This is a genomic window from Variovorax sp. OV084 (assembly GCF_900111625.1).
GTDB lineage: Bacteria > Pseudomonadota > Gammaproteobacteria > Burkholderiales > Burkholderiaceae_C > Variovorax.
The window spans coordinates 77,868-93,895 of record NZ_FOII01000021.1; the positions used below are offsets into that span (position 1 = coordinate 77,868).

Sequence of the window (16,028 nt, forward strand, 5' to 3'; positions counted from 1 at the left end):
GTCCGATTTCAAGAGAAGGAGAAAAGGGAAAGCCGATGGCCATTTTCAGGAACAAGCTCGACGAGCGCGCCATCATGCTGCGACCCGTGCACGCCTTCGGCCGCCGCGCCTCGGCGTGCCAGACGGTGCTGAAGGCAGCGGACGTGTCGCAGGTCCATGCGATGGTGCGATGGAACAGGCACACATGGGAAATCGTCGACCAGAGCCGCAACGGCACCACCGTGAACGGCGAGCGGCTGCCCAGCGGCCGATGGACTGCCTTGCCCGTGGGCGCCGAAGTCCGCATGGGCGTGGGCGATGAAACGGCCTGGACCGTGGTCGACCTGGCACCGCCGGTCACCTGCCTTTTCCCTGTCGACGGAGGCGTTGCCCCGCTGGCGCTGGGCCTGCGCGAGAACCTGCTGCCGGACGAGCACCAGCCCGAAGTGAACGTGTATTTCCAGGACGGCAGATGGATGCTCGAGCACATCGACGGCATCGAGCCCCTGAGCGACGGTGCCATGGTCCGCACCGCGGTTCGCACGTGGGAGTTCGTGCTGTGCGACGACCTGGCGTTCACTTCCGAGAACCCGATCACTCCGTCGGCGCCGGGCTCGGCATCTGCGGATGTCGCGCTGCACTTCAACGTCAGCCAGAACGAGGAGCACACGAGCCTGAGCCTGGTGGCGGAAGGCAAGTCGGTGTCGCTCGGCGAACGCATCCATCACTACACCCTCGTCACGCTCGCGCGCGTGCGCCAGAAAGACGCGCAAAGAGGAATCGCGCCGCAGAGCCAGGGCTGGATCGGGCTGGACGAACTGTCGCGCATGCTGGGCGTGGAGCCCTCTTACGTGAACATCCAGATCTTTCGCGCCAAGCACCAGATCCTCAATGCATTGCCGCCCCATCTGGCCGAGCCGCCGCTGGTCGAGCGGCGTCGCGGGACCGTGCGGCTGGGCAACTATCCCTTCGAGATCCAGGGCGGTGCACAGCCTGTGTAATCGTCTGTAATTCCATTCGACCCGTGCGCTCCCTAGAGTGACGTCAAGTTCGGTGCCGCCGTCGCGGAATGAACTGGCTGATCAACCACTTCCGGGAAGTTGTCATGGGAATGATCTATTCCGTCACGGTCAACAACCATGCGAGCCATTCGGCTTATTTCATGGTGTTCCAGAACGACCCGACGCAATGGGCGCCGAATGCCCTGTCGCTGGCCTGGTTCGCCAGGTTCTCGAACCCGAGCCCGACTTCGCGCGTCAAGTTCCAGTGGAGCATCGACACCGGCTTCTCCTGGGCCGAGACGGGCGAGCTGCAGCCCGGCATCCAGTTCATCGCCACTGAAACCTACGACCCCAGCGGCCTGAACAACAAGATCACGCTGGACTACAACGGCGCCTACCGGTTCGTGAACCCCACCCAGGGGCCCGACCAATCCCGCTTCTATCTCGCCGAATCGCCCAGCATCCCGATCAGGTCCGCGGCCGCCGTGGGCGTGACCATGGGGGGCAGCACGGTGTATGCGGCGCAGGCGCGCCCCAACCAGAACCTGGCCTTCTCGCCGCGGCCCAAGTACTTCATCGCCTACGGTGACTACGAGGAAGGCGGCGTGATCGACGTCAGCACGGTCAACAACCCGCTGGAGCTGCCATTCCCGGCAGGCGTCTACGCGTTGACCACCACGCTGAACGCGGACGGTACCTGGGACCAGCCGGAGAGCCTGGCCCATTCCAACGCGAGCCGCCTGCGACTGCTCGCGGCCTGAAATTCCAAGCCTGTCACACAACGTGCGCCTCCGCCGAGGATGACGACCATGAGAAAGCCACGCCATGTTGCAATACCCCATGCCGCTGAGGCAGCCATCACCGCTGAAGTTCCGGAGTCCGGCGATGCACTCGCAGACCGCCGTTGAAAGAGTCGCCATGCGGCGCGTGTTCCTGGTGCCCCCAGGTGCCCGCCCGGAGGATCCCGGCGTCGACTGCCTGCCCATGGACGAAGAGGTCTGGGAGCGCGGCTACACGCTCGTGATCGACGAAGTCAAGCGCGGCCTGCTGCAGGACTTCTGGAAGAACTACTACGGCGCCTCCGCCGAAATGGCGATGTCCGGCGACCGGCTGATGGAGTTCCGCAAGGACATCATGGCGATCACGCCGGACTGCCTGTGCGAGCCGACCGTGTTCCGCTTTCTCGTGCAGCTGACCCGCATGTGCGTGCGGGCGTACAGCGTGCAGGGCAGCCTGCAGGTCGTCGCCGACTGACTGGGATTGACTAGGATTGCGCCGCCTGGAGCTGCGCCGCCATCTTCTGGTGAATGAGGTTCACCGCCTTCAGGGGGCGCAGCATCACCTTGAACTCGGTGATCCTGCCTGCGTCGTTCCACTTCATCATGTCGACGCCGTTGATCTGGATGCCGTCCAGCTCCAGCGCGAATTCGAGCACGGCGTCGTTCGCGGACCGGAGCTCGCGCACATAGCGGAAGCCCTCGTTGAAGAAGACCTGGAACGCCGCGGCCAGGTACTTCTGCGTGATGGCTTTCCCGACCTGGGGCTTGTGCACCACCGGCGAGTGGAAGACGGCCTCGTCGTCCAGCAGGGCGTCGAGCCCCGCCACGTCGCGTTCCTTGACGAGCCGGTGCCAGGTGGCGAGGGTGTCGATGGCCATGGTTCTCCTGAGGCTGTGAGTGAAGATGCCCGGCATTTGACGCACCCGCGTGCGACATGGCAAGGCTTCCCCCGCGCCTTGGCGACTCGGCTCCCTCAGACGGCAGACACCGCGGCAGCGCCCGTGTGGCGACGGTCGAAGACCGGCGGCGTCTTGACGATCGAAGTCAGCGCGGGTTCGGCCATGCGCAACGAGGCCAGGTCCGGCCGGGGGCGGCGCAGCTGCGCGTGGGCCGAGAAGGCTTCTTCCATCGCCCGCGCTGCGCCCAGCACCTGGTGGTCGGCGCGAAAGCCGCCCACCACCTGCAGCCCGAAGGGCATGCCCGCATGGTCGAGTCCGCAGGGCAGCGAAATGGCCGGGTGCGTGGTGAGCGTGACCACGTAGGTCAGCGCCAGCCAGCGGTAGTAGTTGGCCTGCTGCTCTCCGTTGATGTGGCCGGCATACAGCTGCGTCCACGGAAAGGGCGACACCGGCGTGGTGGGCGACAGCACTAGGTCGTAGTCGGCGAAGGTTGTCTGAAAGCGCTTGATGAGCCGCGTCTGCTCGGCCTGCGCCCAGGCGCTGTCGAGCAGGCTCATGCGAGCGCCCATCTCGTAGTTCGCGCGCGGGTTGGGTCCCAGGCTGGCGGGGTCGCGCTCGTAGGCCGCCTGCATGCCTGCCACGAAGGCTTCGGCACGTAGCACGTCGAAGCAGCGGTGCGCCTCGCCCATGTCGAACTCGACCCTGTCGCAGCGGCGGAACAGGTGCCGCATGGCTTCGATCTTCTGCCGGAAGGTGGCGCGGATGCCGTCGTCCACTGCGCAGGTGCCGAAGTCTTCGGTCCACGCCACGCGCAGGCCGGCCAGGTCGACCTGCGCGGGCGCCAGAAAAGACATCGGGTCGAGCGGATAGCTCAGCGGGTCGCCCGCGTGCATGCCGGCGGATGCCGCCATCTGCAGGCAGGCGTCTTCCACCGTCCGGCCCATGGGGCCGACGACCGAAATGGGCGTCCAGCCCAATGGCTTGCGCACGCTGGGCACGATGCCCGGCGACGGCCGGAAGCCCACCACGCCGCACTTGGCCGCCGGAATGCGGAGCGACCCGCCGGTGTCGGAGCCGGTGCACACGGGCAGCATGTCGCAGGCCAGCGCAGCCGCCGAGCCGCCCGAGGAGCCGCCGGCATTCAGGTTCGGATTGAAGGGGTTGCCCGTGGCGCCCCACACGTCGTTGCGCGAGTTGGCGCCCGCGCCCATCTCGGGCACGTTGGTCTTGCCCGCCACGATGGCGCCCGCGCGGCGCAGGCGGGCCACCAGCTCGATGTCTTCCGTGGGCACATGGTCGCGGTAGATCGCCGAGCCCCAGGTCGTGAGCAGGCCTTCGGTGGGCTCCAGGTCTTTCACGCCCAGCGGAAGGCCGTGCAGCAGGCCGAGCGAGTCGCCGCGCATCACGGCGCTTTCGGCCACCATGGCTTCGTTGCGCGCTCGCTCGAAACAGGTTGCGGTCACCGCGTTGACGAAGGGGTTCACGCGCTCGATGCGCGAGATGCATGCTTCAAGGAGCTCGACGGGCGAGATGGCCTTGCTGCCGATGAGGCGGCGCAGTTCGACGGCGGATTTTTCGACGAGCTCAGTGCTGGTGTCGCGGGAAGTGTTGTTCGTCGGGTTCATCAGTCGGCTGTGATGTTTGCGCGAGCCGCAACGGCACGCATCAAGGGCAGTTCGCGGTTGATCAGCTCACTCGACGCGGTACTGCTGCTGAACGCCGGCTCCAGCCCCTGGCCCAGCAGCTTGGTACGCGTTTCGGGGTCGGCGATGGTCGCGGCCAGCGCCTTCTCAAGCTTGGCCTTCACGTCGGCGGGCACGCCCTTCGGGACGGCGATCATCAGCCACGAGTCCATGTCGACGCTGGCATAACCGCTCTCGGCGAAGGTGGGCACATCGGGCAGCAGGGCGGAGCGCTTCGCAGTCGTCAGCGCAATGGCCTTGATCTTTCCGCTCTTGAGCTGCGGGATCGCCGCGCTCACCGTGTCGATGCTGAACGGAATCTGGCCTCCCATCAGGTCGGTCATTGCGGGCGCGCTGCCCTTGTAGGGGATGTGCGTCATCTTCAGGCCAGTGGCATGCAGCATGGTTTCGCCGGCGAACTGCGCGGTGGTGCCGGTGCCGAAGGAGCCGTACGAATACTTGCCCGGCGAGGCCTTCACGTAATCGACGAACTGCTTCACCGTCTGCACAGGCACCTCGCTGTTCGCCAGCAGGATCAGCGCGACGCGACCCGCGATGCCGATGGGGTCGAAGCTCTTCACCGGGTCGTAGGGCAGGGCGGCGCGAATGGCGGGGTTGACGGTGAACGTCGAGCCCGAGCTGATCAGCAGCGTGTAGCCGTCGGGCGCGGCCTTCGACACATAGCTTGCGCCGACCACCGTGCCGGCGCCCGCGCGGTTCTCGATGATGACGGGCTGGCCGAGCTCCTTGCCCAGACGTTGCGCGATCACGCGCCCGTTGACGTCAGTCGCCCCACCCGGCGGGAACGGAATGACCAGCGTGATCGGGCGCGAGGGAAAGTCCGCCGCGGCGGCGGGCGCGGTCAGCGGCAGGGCGCCAAGTGCGAGGCCACATACCAGTGCCATGCGCGCCATGAGCGGGAGACGGTTCATCGGGAACTCCTGGATTTCGACGGGGATTTCGATGGGGATCGGGAGAGGGCGGGTTCATCCTAGGAGCGTCATGCCGGTGTCACAAGCGCAATGTTTAGAATTCTGCGTTGCCGAATCGGCAATCAACGAAATTCGTTTCGGGCCACGCCACAGGAGAAATTCATGCAGCTTCGTGCCTTGCAGGAGACCGCGGTGCGCTACTTTCTCGAGGTCGTGAAAACCGGCTCCGTGAAGGAGGCAGCGCTCAAGCTCAACGTGGCGCCCTCGGCGGTGAGCCGGCAGGTGGCGCGGCTGGAGCGCGAACTCGACACTCTGCTGTTCGAGCGCCATGCGCGCGGCATGGTGCCCAATGCCGCGGGCGAGCTGCTGGCGGCACACGCCAAGCGGGCGCAACAAGACATCGAGCGGGTCACGAACGACATCGCCGGCCTGCGCGGCCTGCGCAGCGGCCATGTGCGCGTGGCGAGCACCGAGGGCTTTGCCTTCGACTTCATTCCCAGGCTGATCGCGGACTTCCGCCGCAAGCACGAGGGCATCCGCTTTCACCTGGAGGTCTGCTCGCCCACCGATATTTCGAGCCAGGTACGCGACGGCGAGGCCGACGTAGGCATCACCCTGAGTGCTGCGCCCGAGCCCGGCATCGAGATCCAGCTGCGGTACCCCAGCCCCATCCTCGCCGTGATGGCCAGGGACCACCCATTGGCGCAGCAACGGCAGCTGTCGCTGCGCCAGGTGGTCGCGTATCCGCTGGGGCTGCCGCAGGAAGACAGCTCCATACGCCGCCTGCTCGACGCAAGCTGCGCCCGGCAGGGGCTGCGCTATTCACAGGCCATGTCCAGCAACCACGCGAATGCACTGCTGAGTTTTGCAGCGGCCGGCGGCGGCAGCATCGCCTTCTACGGCCCGCTGTCGATACGCACGCTGCTGCAGAGCAAGGCGCTGGTCGCCCTCCCCGTGAAAGACCGCGAAATGAACGAGCGGCACCTGGAAATAGAGACCATGGCGGGCCGCTCGCTGCCCGATGCCGCGAAAGCCTTCGTGCGGCATCTGGTGGAGGCCGTCAAGGCCAGCGGATAGGCCCTGGGGTTGCGCCGCCTTCAGCGGGCGTCAGGCCGGTTTCAGCTATCCGCGCCGTTCGAGCGCAGCCTTGATGAGCGAGGGGTAAGGCGGCCGCGATTGCGGCGTGGCTGAAAAGCGCTGGCCGGCGATGTCGATTTCGTACTCGCCGTGCATTGCCTCTTCCCTCGTCAGTGGCTCGGCGCTGCGTACGTAGCCCATCACCACCATCCGCTCCAGTACCGCGCTGTAAGCCGTGGAGGTCAGCTCGCCGACGGCCTTGCCGTTGCGCAGGATCGGTTCGCCGCCCCATGCGAAGGCCTGCGGGTCGTCCAGCGTGAACATCATCAGCCGCTTGGAGAGCCGTTCGGGTGTGATCTTCGCGAGCGCGGCCTGTCCGATGAAGGCAACCGGCTTGTCCAGCTGGACCGCGAATTCCAGGCCCGCCTCGAACGGGTTTTCGTCCGGACCAAGTTCGAGGCCGAAGGCCCGGCGCCCGGCCTCGATGCGCAAGGCGTCGATCGTGTAGTAGCCGCCGTCGCGAAGGCCCAGGTCGGCGCCCGCGTCGAACAGCGTGTCGTACACATGCACCGCCATCTCAGTCGGGATGTACAGCTCCCATCCCGGACCGCCGACGTACGAGACCTTGGCCGCGAGTGCGCGCGCGTAGCCGACATCGATCTCGATCACTGCCGATTGCGGAAACGCCTCCTTGCCCAGGTCCTGCGGCGTGACCCGGGACAGCAGCTGCTGCGCCTTCGGGCCGGTCACCGTGAGGGTGCAGTAGCTGGAGGTCACGTCCGTCACCGTCACATGCTCGTGCGCATGCATGTGGCGCCTGATGTGGCCGATGTCGCGACAGGGCTGAGCGGAGCCGGTGATGATCAGGAAGCAGTCTGCTGCCAGCCGCATCACCGTGAGGTCGCTCTCGAAGCCGCCGCGTTCGTTGAGCAGCGCGGTGTAGACCATGCTTGCAGGCCGGATCGCCACATCGTTGGCGCACAGGCGCTGCAGCAGCAGCTCGGCGTCGCGGCCCTGCACCATGAGCTTGCCGAACGAGGTCTGGTCGAAGACAACCACGTCTCGCCGCACCGCCATCTGCTCTTCGATGCAGGCATCCAGCCAGTCGGGGCGGCCGAAGCCGTAGCGGGCATGCGCCTCTTGCCCCGGCAATGCGAACCAGCTCGCGCGCTCCCATCCCAGCTTGCTGCCGAAGGCGGCGCCCTTGGCCTTGAGCCGGTCGTACAGCGGCGAGCGGCGCAGCGGTCGTCCGGACTCCAGCTCGTGGCGCGGCCAGCGCATTGCGTAGTGCAGCCCGAGCGCTTCCACCGTGCGGTCCTTCAGCCAGCGCTTGTTGCTGTTGAAGGGCGCGAAGCGGCGGATGTCCACGTCGAGCAGATCGGCCGGCGCGGCGCCGCCGACGATCCATTCGGCGATCAGCTTGCCCGCGCCGCCCGCGTTGGCGATGCCGGCCGAGTTGAAGCCGGCGGCCACGAAATAGCCGCGCACTTCGGGCGCTTCACCGAGGATGAAGTTGCCGTCCGGCGTGAAGCTCTCGGGGCCGTTCAGGAACAGCTTGATCTCGGTGGTCTCCAGCGCCGGCGTGCGGTGCACCGCTTCGTCGAGCAGGATCTGGAACTGGTCCATGTCGTCCGGCAGCAGCTGGAACTCGAACTTCGGCGGGATGCCGTCCATGCCCCAGGGCTTGGCCACCGGCTCGAAGCCGCCCATCACCAGGCCGCCGACTTCTTCCTTGTAGTAGATGTAGCCGTCGGGGTCGCGCAGCACCGGCAGGTCCCGGTGGACGCCTTCGATCTCCTTGGTGACCAGGTAGAAGTGCTCGGCCGAATGCAGCGGAATGTTGACGCCCGACATCTTGCCCAGCTCGCGCGCCCATTGGCCGGCGCAGTTGAGAAAGCTCTCGCAGCGCACCGTGCCCTGGCGGGTCTCGACGCCGACGATGCGGCCGTTCTCGATGATCGTGCCGGTGATCTGCACGCCCTCGAAAATTTTCGCGCCGCGGTTGCGCGCGCCCTTGGCCAGCGATTGCGTGAGGTCGGTCGGGTTCGCCTTGCCGTCGCCGGGCAGCCAGACTGCGCCCACGAGATCGTCGATGCGCATCAGCGGCCACAACTCCAGCGCTTCGGCCGGCGTGATGAACTCGGCCTCGATGCCGAAGCTGCGGGCCGTGGCGATGGTCCGTCGCAGAAGCGTCATGCGCTCGGGCGTTCGGGCGACCGTGATGCTGCCGCACTGTTTCCAGCCGGTGGCCAGGCCCGTCTCGGCTTCGAGCGAGGCATACAGGTCGATGCCGTAGCGGCTCATCTTCGTCATGCTGCGGTTCGCGCGCAGCTGGCCGACCAGCCCGGCAGCATGCCAGGTCGTGCCGCAGGTGAGCTGGCCTTGTTCGAGCACGATCACGTCGGTGCAGCCGAGCTGGGTGAGGTGGTAGGCCGCGCTGCAGCCGGCAATGCCGCCGCCCGCAATGACGACCTGCGCATGGGAGGGAAGTGGCGTCGCCATGATGTGTCGGAGGACTCGTTGGTTGAGGGAGGGTTACTTGAAGACCACCGTCTTGTTGCGATGGACCAGGATCCGGTCTTCCAGGTGGAGGCGCACGCTGCGCGACAGCACGCTCTTTTCGATGTCCTTGCCGAGCCGCACCATCTCCTCGATCGAGTTGCCGTGGTCGATGTCGATCACGCCCTGGTCGATGATCGGGCCGGCGTCGAGCTCGGCCGTCACGTAGTGGCTGGTTGCGCCGGTCATCTTCACGCCGCGCTCGAAGGCCTGGTGGTAGGGCTTGCCGCCGACGAAGGCCGGCAGGAAGCTGTGGTGGATATTGATGATGCGGTTGCGCAGGCGCTGGGTCATGTCGTCCGACAGCACCTGCATGTAGCGCGCGAGCACCATGAAGTCGCCGCTGAACTCGCGGAACAGCCGCTCCACTTCGGCGTAGGCCTGCGTCTTGGTGTCGGGCGTCACCGGCACGTGGAAGAACGGGATGCCGTGCCACTCGACGAAGGATCGCAGGTCGTTGTGATTGGAGATCACGCACGGAATTTCGCAGTGCAAGTCCTTGTTGCGCCAGCGGTGCAGCAGGTCGTTCAGGCAGTGATCGAGCTTGCTCACCAGCACCAGCATGCGTTTCTTCACCGAGCTGTCGGAAACGCTCCACTCCATGTCGAACTGCTTGGCGACCGGCGCGAAGCGTTCGCGCAGTTCGTCCAGGTAGAAGGGCAGCGTGTCGGCCTGGATCTCCACCCGCATGTAGAAGCGGTTGTGCAGCGCGTCACCGTGCTGTGCGGCCTGGGTGATCAGGCCGCCGTGGCTTGCGATGAAACTGCCCACGCCCGCCACGATGCCCGTGCGGTCCGGGCAGGTGAGGGTGAGGATGTAGCGGCGTGGTGTTTCGTCGCCCATTGCCGTGCCTTCAGGCGGCAACGGGTGCGGTGACGCGCCTGATGCCCATGGCCTTGAGCGTCTCACCGATGGCGGCCACGGCGCCCGGAATGCCCGCCTCGCCGAAGTGGCCCATGCAGCCGACGCGGAAGGTCTCCACCTGCGTGAGCTTGCCGGGGTAGAGGATGTAGCCGCGCTTCTTCACCTCCTGGTAGAAGGTCTTGAAGTCGTAGTTGGCATCGTCGGGCGCGTGGAAGGTGACGATGATCGGCGCCTGGATGGCGGACTCCAGGAAGCTGCGGATGCCCAGCGAAGCCAGGCCCTCGATCAGCGCCTTGCAGTTGCGCGCATAGCGCCCGCCGCGCGCCGCAAGGCCGCCTTCCTCGATGTACTGCGCGATGGCGGTGTCGAGCGCGGCGACCACGTGCGTAGGCGGCGTGAAGCGCCACTGCGTGGTCTTCTCCATGTACACCCACTGGTCGTACAGGTCCATGCTCAGCGAGTGGCAGTTGCCTTCGCACTTCTCGAGCGTGCTGCGCTTGATGACGACGAAACCCATGCCCGGCACGCCTTCGAGGCATTTGCCCGAAGCGGCGACGACCGCATCGAAGGGCGTCTTGCGCGCATCGATCTCCAGCGCGCCGAAGGAGCTCATGGCGTCGATGATCAGCCCGCGGCCGTGCCTGGCGACGACCATCGCGATCTCGTGCAGGGGGTTGAGCACGCCGGCGCCGGTTTCGCAGTGCACCACCGCGACGTGGGTGATGCCTGGGTCGGCCGCGAGCGCCCGGTCAACGTCGGCCGGCGAGACCTGCTTTTCTTCCGTGTAGTCGATGGTGGTCAGCTTGCGGCCGAGCACCTTGCAGATCTTGGCGAGCCGCTGGCAGTACGCGCCATTGCTCGGCACCAGCACGTGGCCGTCGCGCGGCACGACGGTGCCGATGGCAGCTTCCACCGAGAAGGTTCCGCTGCCCTGCAGCGGAACGCACTCGTGCGTGCCGGTGCCGTGCACGATCTCCAGCACATGCTTGCGGATGCGCGCGGTGATCTGGTTGAAGTCGGCGTCCCACGATCCCCAGTCGCGCAGCATCGCCTGCCGCGTGCGGTCCGAAGTGGTCAGGGGGCCGGGCGTGAGAAGAATGGGGTAGGGGGCTTGACTCATGATGTCTCCAGGCAGGGAAAGAAATGAGAGGAAGGGGAAGACAGAGGGGCCGCCGTTCAACTGCGGCTCAGGTTGCGCCAGGCCTGCGTGCGCGACAGCAGCACGCGCGTCAGCAGCGAGTAGGCGATGCACACGATGGTCGAGGTGACGACGATCAGGCTGGCCAGCGCCGCGGCCGGACCGATGTCGCCGGCGTCGTCCAGATGCATGATCGCGACCGAGGCCAGGATGGTCTCCGGCGTGTAGAGAAAGATGGCGCACGACAGGCTGGCCATCGACACCACGAAGAAGTAGCGCCCGATGTCCAGGATCGCCGGCAGGCACACCGGCACCGTCACGCGCAGGAAGGTCTTGAAGAACGGCACCTTGAGCGAGGCCGACACGGCTTCGAACTCGTTGTCGATCTGCTTGAGCGCCGTCACGGCCGTGAGATGGCTCGAGGTGTAGTAGTGCACCACCATCGAGATGATCAGGATCGCCATCGTCTGGTAGAGAAAGTTCAGCGGGTTGGCCGGATGGTTGAAGAACATCACGTAGCCCAGCCCGAGCACAAGGCCCGGCACCGCCATCGACAGCACCGCCATCAGATGCATGCCCTTGCGCATCAGGCCGAGGTTGCGCGTCTTCTCGATCAGGTAGGCGCCCACGAAGACGATCAGCGAGCCGGCCACGGCGGTGGCCATGGCAACGATCAGGCTGTTGCCGTAGGCCGCGGCCATGTCGCTTTCGACCAGCACGAAGTGGTAGTGCTTGAGCGTGAGCGAAAGGTCGTAGGGCCACAGCGAGATCAGCGAGGTGTAGATCGCCATGCCGATGGTGGCCAGCAGCAGCCCGCACACGACCGCGCAGAACAGCATCAGCAGCGGATCGGCGAGCTTGCGGCGCTTGGGGCTGTAGGGCACCGAGCGGGCCGTGAGCTGCGCCTTCAGCTTGCGCCGCACCACGTAGTCGATCACGAAGGAAATGATCGAGGGAAGCAACAGCAGCATGCCCACCACCGCGCCGATGGAGAAGTTGTGCTGCCCGACCACCTGCTTGAACACATCGACCGACAGCACGTTGAAGTTGCCGCCGATCACCTTGGGCGCGCCGAAGTCGCTCACCACGTAGGTGAAGACAACGGTCGCCGCGCTGATGAGGCCGTACTTGCACGAGGGCAGCGTGATGGTCATGAATTGGCGCGACGGCCGCGTGCGCAGCGCGGTGGCCGCCTCGTACAGCCGGCCGTCGGCGAGCGACAGCGCGGTGACCAGGATCATCAGCGCATGCGGAAAGGTGTTGTAGACCTCGGCCAGGATGATGCCGGGCGCGCCGTAGATCGACGCGCCGCCCAGCAGGAACTTGAGAGCCCCCTGGTTGCCGAACCACTGCACGAAGGAAATGGCCGAGAGCAGCGAGGGCGCCAGCAGCGGAATCAACGCAATGAGGCGGAACACCGCCTTCAGCGGCGCCGGCATGCAACTGCGCGTGAGCGCGTAGGCAAAGACGAAGGCGGTGGGCACCGAGATCATCACCACCGCCGCCGAGACCCACACCGAATTCCACGCCGCGCGCAGCAGGCTCGGCGTCTGGAAGTAGGTGATGAAGTGGGCGAGGCCGACGAAGCGGCCGTCCTTGTCCTGCACCGCATGGGCCAGGATGGTCGCCAGCGGTGCGATCAGGAACACGAAGAGCATCGCCATCACCACGAACAGGATGACCCGGGCAATGGTCTCGTCGCGGCTCCAGCGCATGGCCGGTCGCGCGGCGAACGAAGGGCGAGGGTGTGCCAGCGTGTTCATGGCTTCAGGCTGCGTGCAGAGAAGGCGCGGATGCGGTTGGCGCGCAGCGCGATGTCGATGGTGTTGCCTTCGCGAATGTCGAGGTCGTGCAGCTGGTTGAGCGAGAAGTGCAGGCCGAGCGTTTGTCCGTGCAGCGCATCGGCCGTCACTTCGGCGATGCACAGGCCGCCGAGGAATTCGACCTTGGTGACCAGCGCCTGCAGGCGGTTGGCCGTGTCGTCGCCCAGGTGCTCGACCGCACGGTCTTCGGGGCGCAGGTAGAGGTTGACGGCTTCGCCGGGCTCGAAGGCGCCGTCGCAGGCATCGCACTGCAGCTCCATGCCGCCCACCTTGAAGCGTTGGTTGCCCAGCGCCACCGCGCGCAGCACGTTGACCTTGCCGACGAAATCGGCCACGAAGGGCGTAGCCGGCTGTTCGTAGACTTCCATCGGCGTGCCGACCTGCTCGATCACGCCGTGGTTCATGACTACGATGCGGTCGGCCATCGACAGCGCCTCTTCCTGGTCATGCGTGACCATGATGGTCGTGATGCCGACCTGCTTCTGCAGCCGGCGGATTTCGCCGCGCAGGCGGATGCGCTCCAGCGCATCGAGCGCCGACAGCGGCTCATCGAGCAGCAGCAGGCCGGGACGCGTGGCGAGCGCGCGGGCCAGTGCCACGCGTTGCTGCTGGCCGCCCGAAAGCTGGCTCGGGTATTTGTTGCCCGAGGTCGGCAGGCCGACGAGCTTCAGCAGCTCTTCGACTCGTACCTTGATCTCCCCCCGTTTGGCGCGGCTGTTGACCAGCCCGTAGCCGATGTTCTCGGCAATCGACAGGTTGGGAAAGAGCGCATACGACTGGAACACGATGCCGTAGTCGCGCCGGTCCGGCGGCAGCCACGAGACGTCCTTGCCGTTCTGCAGGATCTGCCCGGCGGTCTGCGTTTCCAGCCCCGCGATGATGCGCAGCAGCGTGGTCTTGCCGCAGCCCGAGGGGCCCAGAAAGCACAGCATCTCGCCCGGGTTCACGCGCAGGTGCACGTCGCGCAGCGCGCTGAAGGATTCGAAGTCCTTGCGAACGCCGACGATCTCGAGCGCTGCAGGAGCGCTAGCAGGCACCGGGCTGGCAATGAACTTGGTGTCGGTCATATCCATTTTTCGCACTCGTCGTTGGCGCACGCCACAGAAATGGGCGTCGCGGGTTGGGATAAGAGCTGCAGGCCTGTCGAGCCGATTCGTGGGACACCGCGGAACCGGCTTTGCCGGGCCGCAGGTGTCGCCCCCGGTAGGGGGTTGGCGAAGCGACACGAAGTGCGCGCAGCCTGGGGGCGAGCCTTATTTCGGTTCAGCCTTGCCTTCGTAGCGCTTGCTCCATTCCGCCAGGATGCGCTCGCGGTTCTTCGCTGCCCAGTTGATGTCGTTCTTGGCGAGCAGCTTTTCGTAGTTGTCCGGAATGCCTTCGAGCTTCGAGGCCACGCCGGGGTAGGCCACCACCGCCCACCATGTGGAGGTGATCTGGTTGGCCTCCTTGCTGGCCATCCAGTCGGCGAAGCGCTTGGCCTGTTCCGTCTTCTTGCTCGTCTTCATGATGCTGGTGGCCTCGATGTCCCAGCCCAGGCCTTCCTTCGGAAAGATCAGGTCGACGGGCGCGCCCGACTTCTTGACCTGGTGCGCGCGGAACTCGAACGAGATGCCGATGGGGAACTCACCCGCGCCGGCCTGCTTGCAGGGCTTGGAGCCCGAGTGCACGTACTGCGCGATGTTCTGGTGCAGCGCGTCCATGTACTTCCAGCCTTCGGCGTCGCCCATGTTCTGCAGCCATGACGACACGTCGAGATAACCGGTGCCGCTGGAGGCCGGGTGCGGCATCGAGATGGTGCCCTTGTAGACGGGCTTGGCCAGGTCCTTCCAGCTCTCGGGCTTGGGCAGGCCGAGCTTCTGGGCCTCGACGCGGTTGAAGCAGATGGTTGCGGCCCAGACGTCCATGCCGACCCAGGCCGGCGGGCGGGCGCTGTCGGAGTAGGCGGGGTTCAGGTCCTTGAAGCCCTTGGGCTCGTAGGGCAGGAGCATGCCTTCCTGCTGCAGCAGCGCGAGGCTGCTGGCGGCCAGGCCGGCCACCACGTCGGCCTGCGGGTTGGCTTTTTCGGCCAGCAGCTTGGCGGTGACGATGCCGGTGGAGTCGCGCACCCACTTCACTTCGATGTCGGGGTTGGCTTTTTCGAAGGCGTCCTTGTAGAGCTTCATGGCGTCGGTCTCGAGCGCCGTGTAGACCAGGAGCGGAGTCTTCTGCGCCCAGGCGGCGCCGCCGGCCATGAGGCCTAGCGCCGCAACGCACAGGGCCGCCGTGAGACGGCGCGTGCTTTGTTTCATCGTCATCTGTTTCTCCTGAAGTGGCTTGCTGTCACAGGGGGTGAGTGAGTGGCGGGCTCCGGCAGTTGGCATTGCTCAAGCTCCGGTGATCGCAATGTAGATTGCTGATTGAAGACTGTCAATAAAAAATTGTTGACAGTTTTCAATCATCGGGGAAAATACGCCCCATGGTCACCACCAATCACTCCGCCGCCCTCGCGTTTCTCCAGTCCAGCTCGCTGCCGATGCTGATGCAGGAAGAAATCGAGCGTTTGATCATGACCGGCGAGCTCCCCGTGGGCAGCCGCATCAACGAGAGCGAACTCTCGCAGCGCTTCAACACCAGCCGCGGCCCTATCCGCGAGGCGTTGCGTGCGCTGGAAGAGGCCGGCCTCGTGCGCAACGAAAAGAACCGTGGCGTCTTCGTGCGCGAGATCGCATTCGAGGAAGCCGACGAAATCTACGAACTGCGCGAGGCGCTGGAAGAAATCATCGGCCGGCGCGTGGCGCTCGCCATCAAGCCCGACGCGGTCGAGCGCCTGCGCGCCATGCTCGATGCAATGCGCTCGGCAGCCCAGGCGCAGGACGTGGAGCAATACGCGCAGCTCAACCTGCAGTTCCACGAGATCCTGCTCGACACGGCCGGCAGCAAGAAGCTCACCGAAACCTACAAGCGCCTGGTCAAGGAGCTGCACCTTTTCAGAATGCGTGCGCTCGACAGCGGCGGCGGCCTGCGCGTGTCGGCCGACGAGCACCGCGACATCGTCGACGCCATTGCCAGCGGCGACCCCGACACGGCAGGGCGCGCGCTGCGCCAGCACGTCGCGGGCAGCCGCGCGCGCATGCACAAGGCCTTCGGCCGCGCCGATTCCGACGCGGCGACCGCATCGAACAACCCACCCCAAAAGGAAGTCTGAAATGACACCGGAGACACTCGAAGTCAATGCCCGCAGCTACCGCTGGATGAGCCGCCCCGTCGTGGTGGTGTGCGTCGATGGCTGCGAGCCTGCGTACCTGGACGCGGCCAT

Annotated in this window: 14 protein-coding genes; 5 read left to right on the top strand and 9 right to left on the bottom strand. The window is 65.9% G+C overall.

Annotated features, from left to right (window positions below; genetic code table 11):
- Nucleotides 1-35: 35 nt before the first annotated feature.
- The 3 genes from BMW87_RS30285 (at nt 36) to BMW87_RS30295 (ending at nt 2,234) form a co-directional block, all read left to right on the top strand.
- Entirely contained in the window at nt 36-980 is a 945-nt protein-coding gene (locus BMW87_RS30285; RefSeq protein WP_093081415.1) for an FHA domain-containing protein, read from the top strand.
- A 104-nt stretch (nt 981-1,084) separates the two neighbouring features.
- On the top strand, nt 1,085-1,741 hold the full coding sequence (locus tag BMW87_RS30290; protein ID WP_093081438.1) for a hypothetical protein: 657 nt from the start codon (nt 1,085-1,087) through the stop codon (nt 1,739-1,741).
- Between the two features lie 124 nt (nt 1,742-1,865).
- A complete protein-coding gene (locus tag BMW87_RS30295) occupies nt 1,866-2,234 on the top strand; it encodes a hypothetical protein (protein WP_256216981.1) in 369 nt (122 codons plus the stop codon).
- A gap of 10 nt (nt 2,235-2,244) precedes the next feature.
- Here BMW87_RS30295 and BMW87_RS30300 read toward each other — a convergent pair whose 3' ends face one another.
- The 3 genes from BMW87_RS30300 to BMW87_RS30310 form a co-directional block, all read right to left on the bottom strand.
- Complete coding sequence (locus BMW87_RS30300; RefSeq protein ID WP_093081417.1) at nt 2,245-2,637, bottom strand: nuclear transport factor 2 family protein; 393 nt, start codon at nt 2,635-2,637, stop codon at nt 2,245-2,247.
- A 95-nt stretch (nt 2,638-2,732) separates the two neighbouring features.
- Nucleotides 2,733-4,283 (bottom strand): amidase, encoded by a 1,551-nt coding sequence (locus BMW87_RS30305; protein ID WP_093081419.1) that lies wholly within the window; start codon nt 4,281-4,283, stop codon nt 2,733-2,735.
- Nucleotides 4,283-5,272, bottom strand: a complete 990-nt coding sequence (locus BMW87_RS30310) for a Bug family tripartite tricarboxylate transporter substrate binding protein (protein ID WP_093081421.1) — start codon at nt 5,270-5,272, stop codon at nt 4,283-4,285. Before BMW87_RS30310 ends, BMW87_RS30305 begins: the two co-directional genes overlap by 1 nt.
- A gap of 162 nt (nt 5,273-5,434) precedes the next feature.
- Here BMW87_RS30310 and BMW87_RS30315 point away from each other — a divergent pair, with 162 nt between their 5' ends.
- Nucleotides 5,435-6,349, top strand: coding sequence for a LysR family transcriptional regulator (locus BMW87_RS30315; RefSeq protein WP_093058829.1), 915 nt, complete (start codon nt 5,435-5,437; stop codon nt 6,347-6,349).
- Between the two features lie 45 nt (nt 6,350-6,394).
- On the opposite strand, the gene BMW87_RS30320 is transcribed toward BMW87_RS30315, so the two are convergent.
- The 6 genes from BMW87_RS30320 to BMW87_RS30345 all read right to left on the bottom strand — a co-directional run bounded on the left by BMW87_RS30320 (nt 6,395) and on the right by BMW87_RS30345 (nt 15,027).
- The gene (locus BMW87_RS30320; protein WP_093081423.1) at nt 6,395-8,851 is read right to left on the bottom strand and encodes a GcvT family protein; all 2,457 of its coding nucleotides are present in this window, start codon (nt 8,849-8,851) and stop codon (nt 6,395-6,397) included.
- Between the two features lie 33 nt (nt 8,852-8,884).
- Complete coding sequence (purU, locus tag BMW87_RS30325; RefSeq protein ID WP_093058884.1) at nt 8,885-9,751, bottom strand: formyltetrahydrofolate deformylase; 867 nt, start codon at nt 9,749-9,751, stop codon at nt 8,885-8,887.
- A 10-nt stretch (nt 9,752-9,761) separates the two neighbouring features.
- Nucleotides 9,762-10,892, bottom strand: a complete 1,131-nt coding sequence (locus tag BMW87_RS30330) for a 2-aminoethylphosphonate--pyruvate transaminase (RefSeq protein WP_093081427.1) — start codon at nt 10,890-10,892, stop codon at nt 9,762-9,764.
- Between the two features lie 56 nt (nt 10,893-10,948).
- Nucleotides 10,949-12,673, bottom strand: coding sequence for a putative 2-aminoethylphosphonate ABC transporter permease subunit (locus tag BMW87_RS30335; protein WP_093081429.1), 1,725 nt, complete (start codon nt 12,671-12,673; stop codon nt 10,949-10,951).
- On the bottom strand, nt 12,670-13,806 hold the full coding sequence (locus tag BMW87_RS30340; protein WP_093081432.1) for a putative 2-aminoethylphosphonate ABC transporter ATP-binding protein: 1,137 nt from the start codon (nt 13,804-13,806) through the stop codon (nt 12,670-12,672). Before BMW87_RS30340 ends, BMW87_RS30335 begins: the two co-directional genes overlap by 4 nt.
- 180 nt (nt 13,807-13,986) lie before the next feature.
- On the bottom strand, nt 13,987-15,027 hold the full coding sequence (locus BMW87_RS30345) for a putative 2-aminoethylphosphonate ABC transporter substrate-binding protein (protein WP_093058824.1): 1,041 nt from the start codon (nt 15,025-15,027) through the stop codon (nt 13,987-13,989).
- A gap of 161 nt (nt 15,028-15,188) precedes the next feature.
- Between BMW87_RS30345 and BMW87_RS30350 the strand changes: the two genes are divergently transcribed.
- Complete coding sequence (locus tag BMW87_RS30350; protein WP_093058823.1) at nt 15,189-15,917, top strand: phosphonate utilization associated transcriptional regulator; 729 nt, start codon at nt 15,189-15,191, stop codon at nt 15,915-15,917.
- Nucleotides 15,918-16,028: the final 111 nt, after the last annotated feature.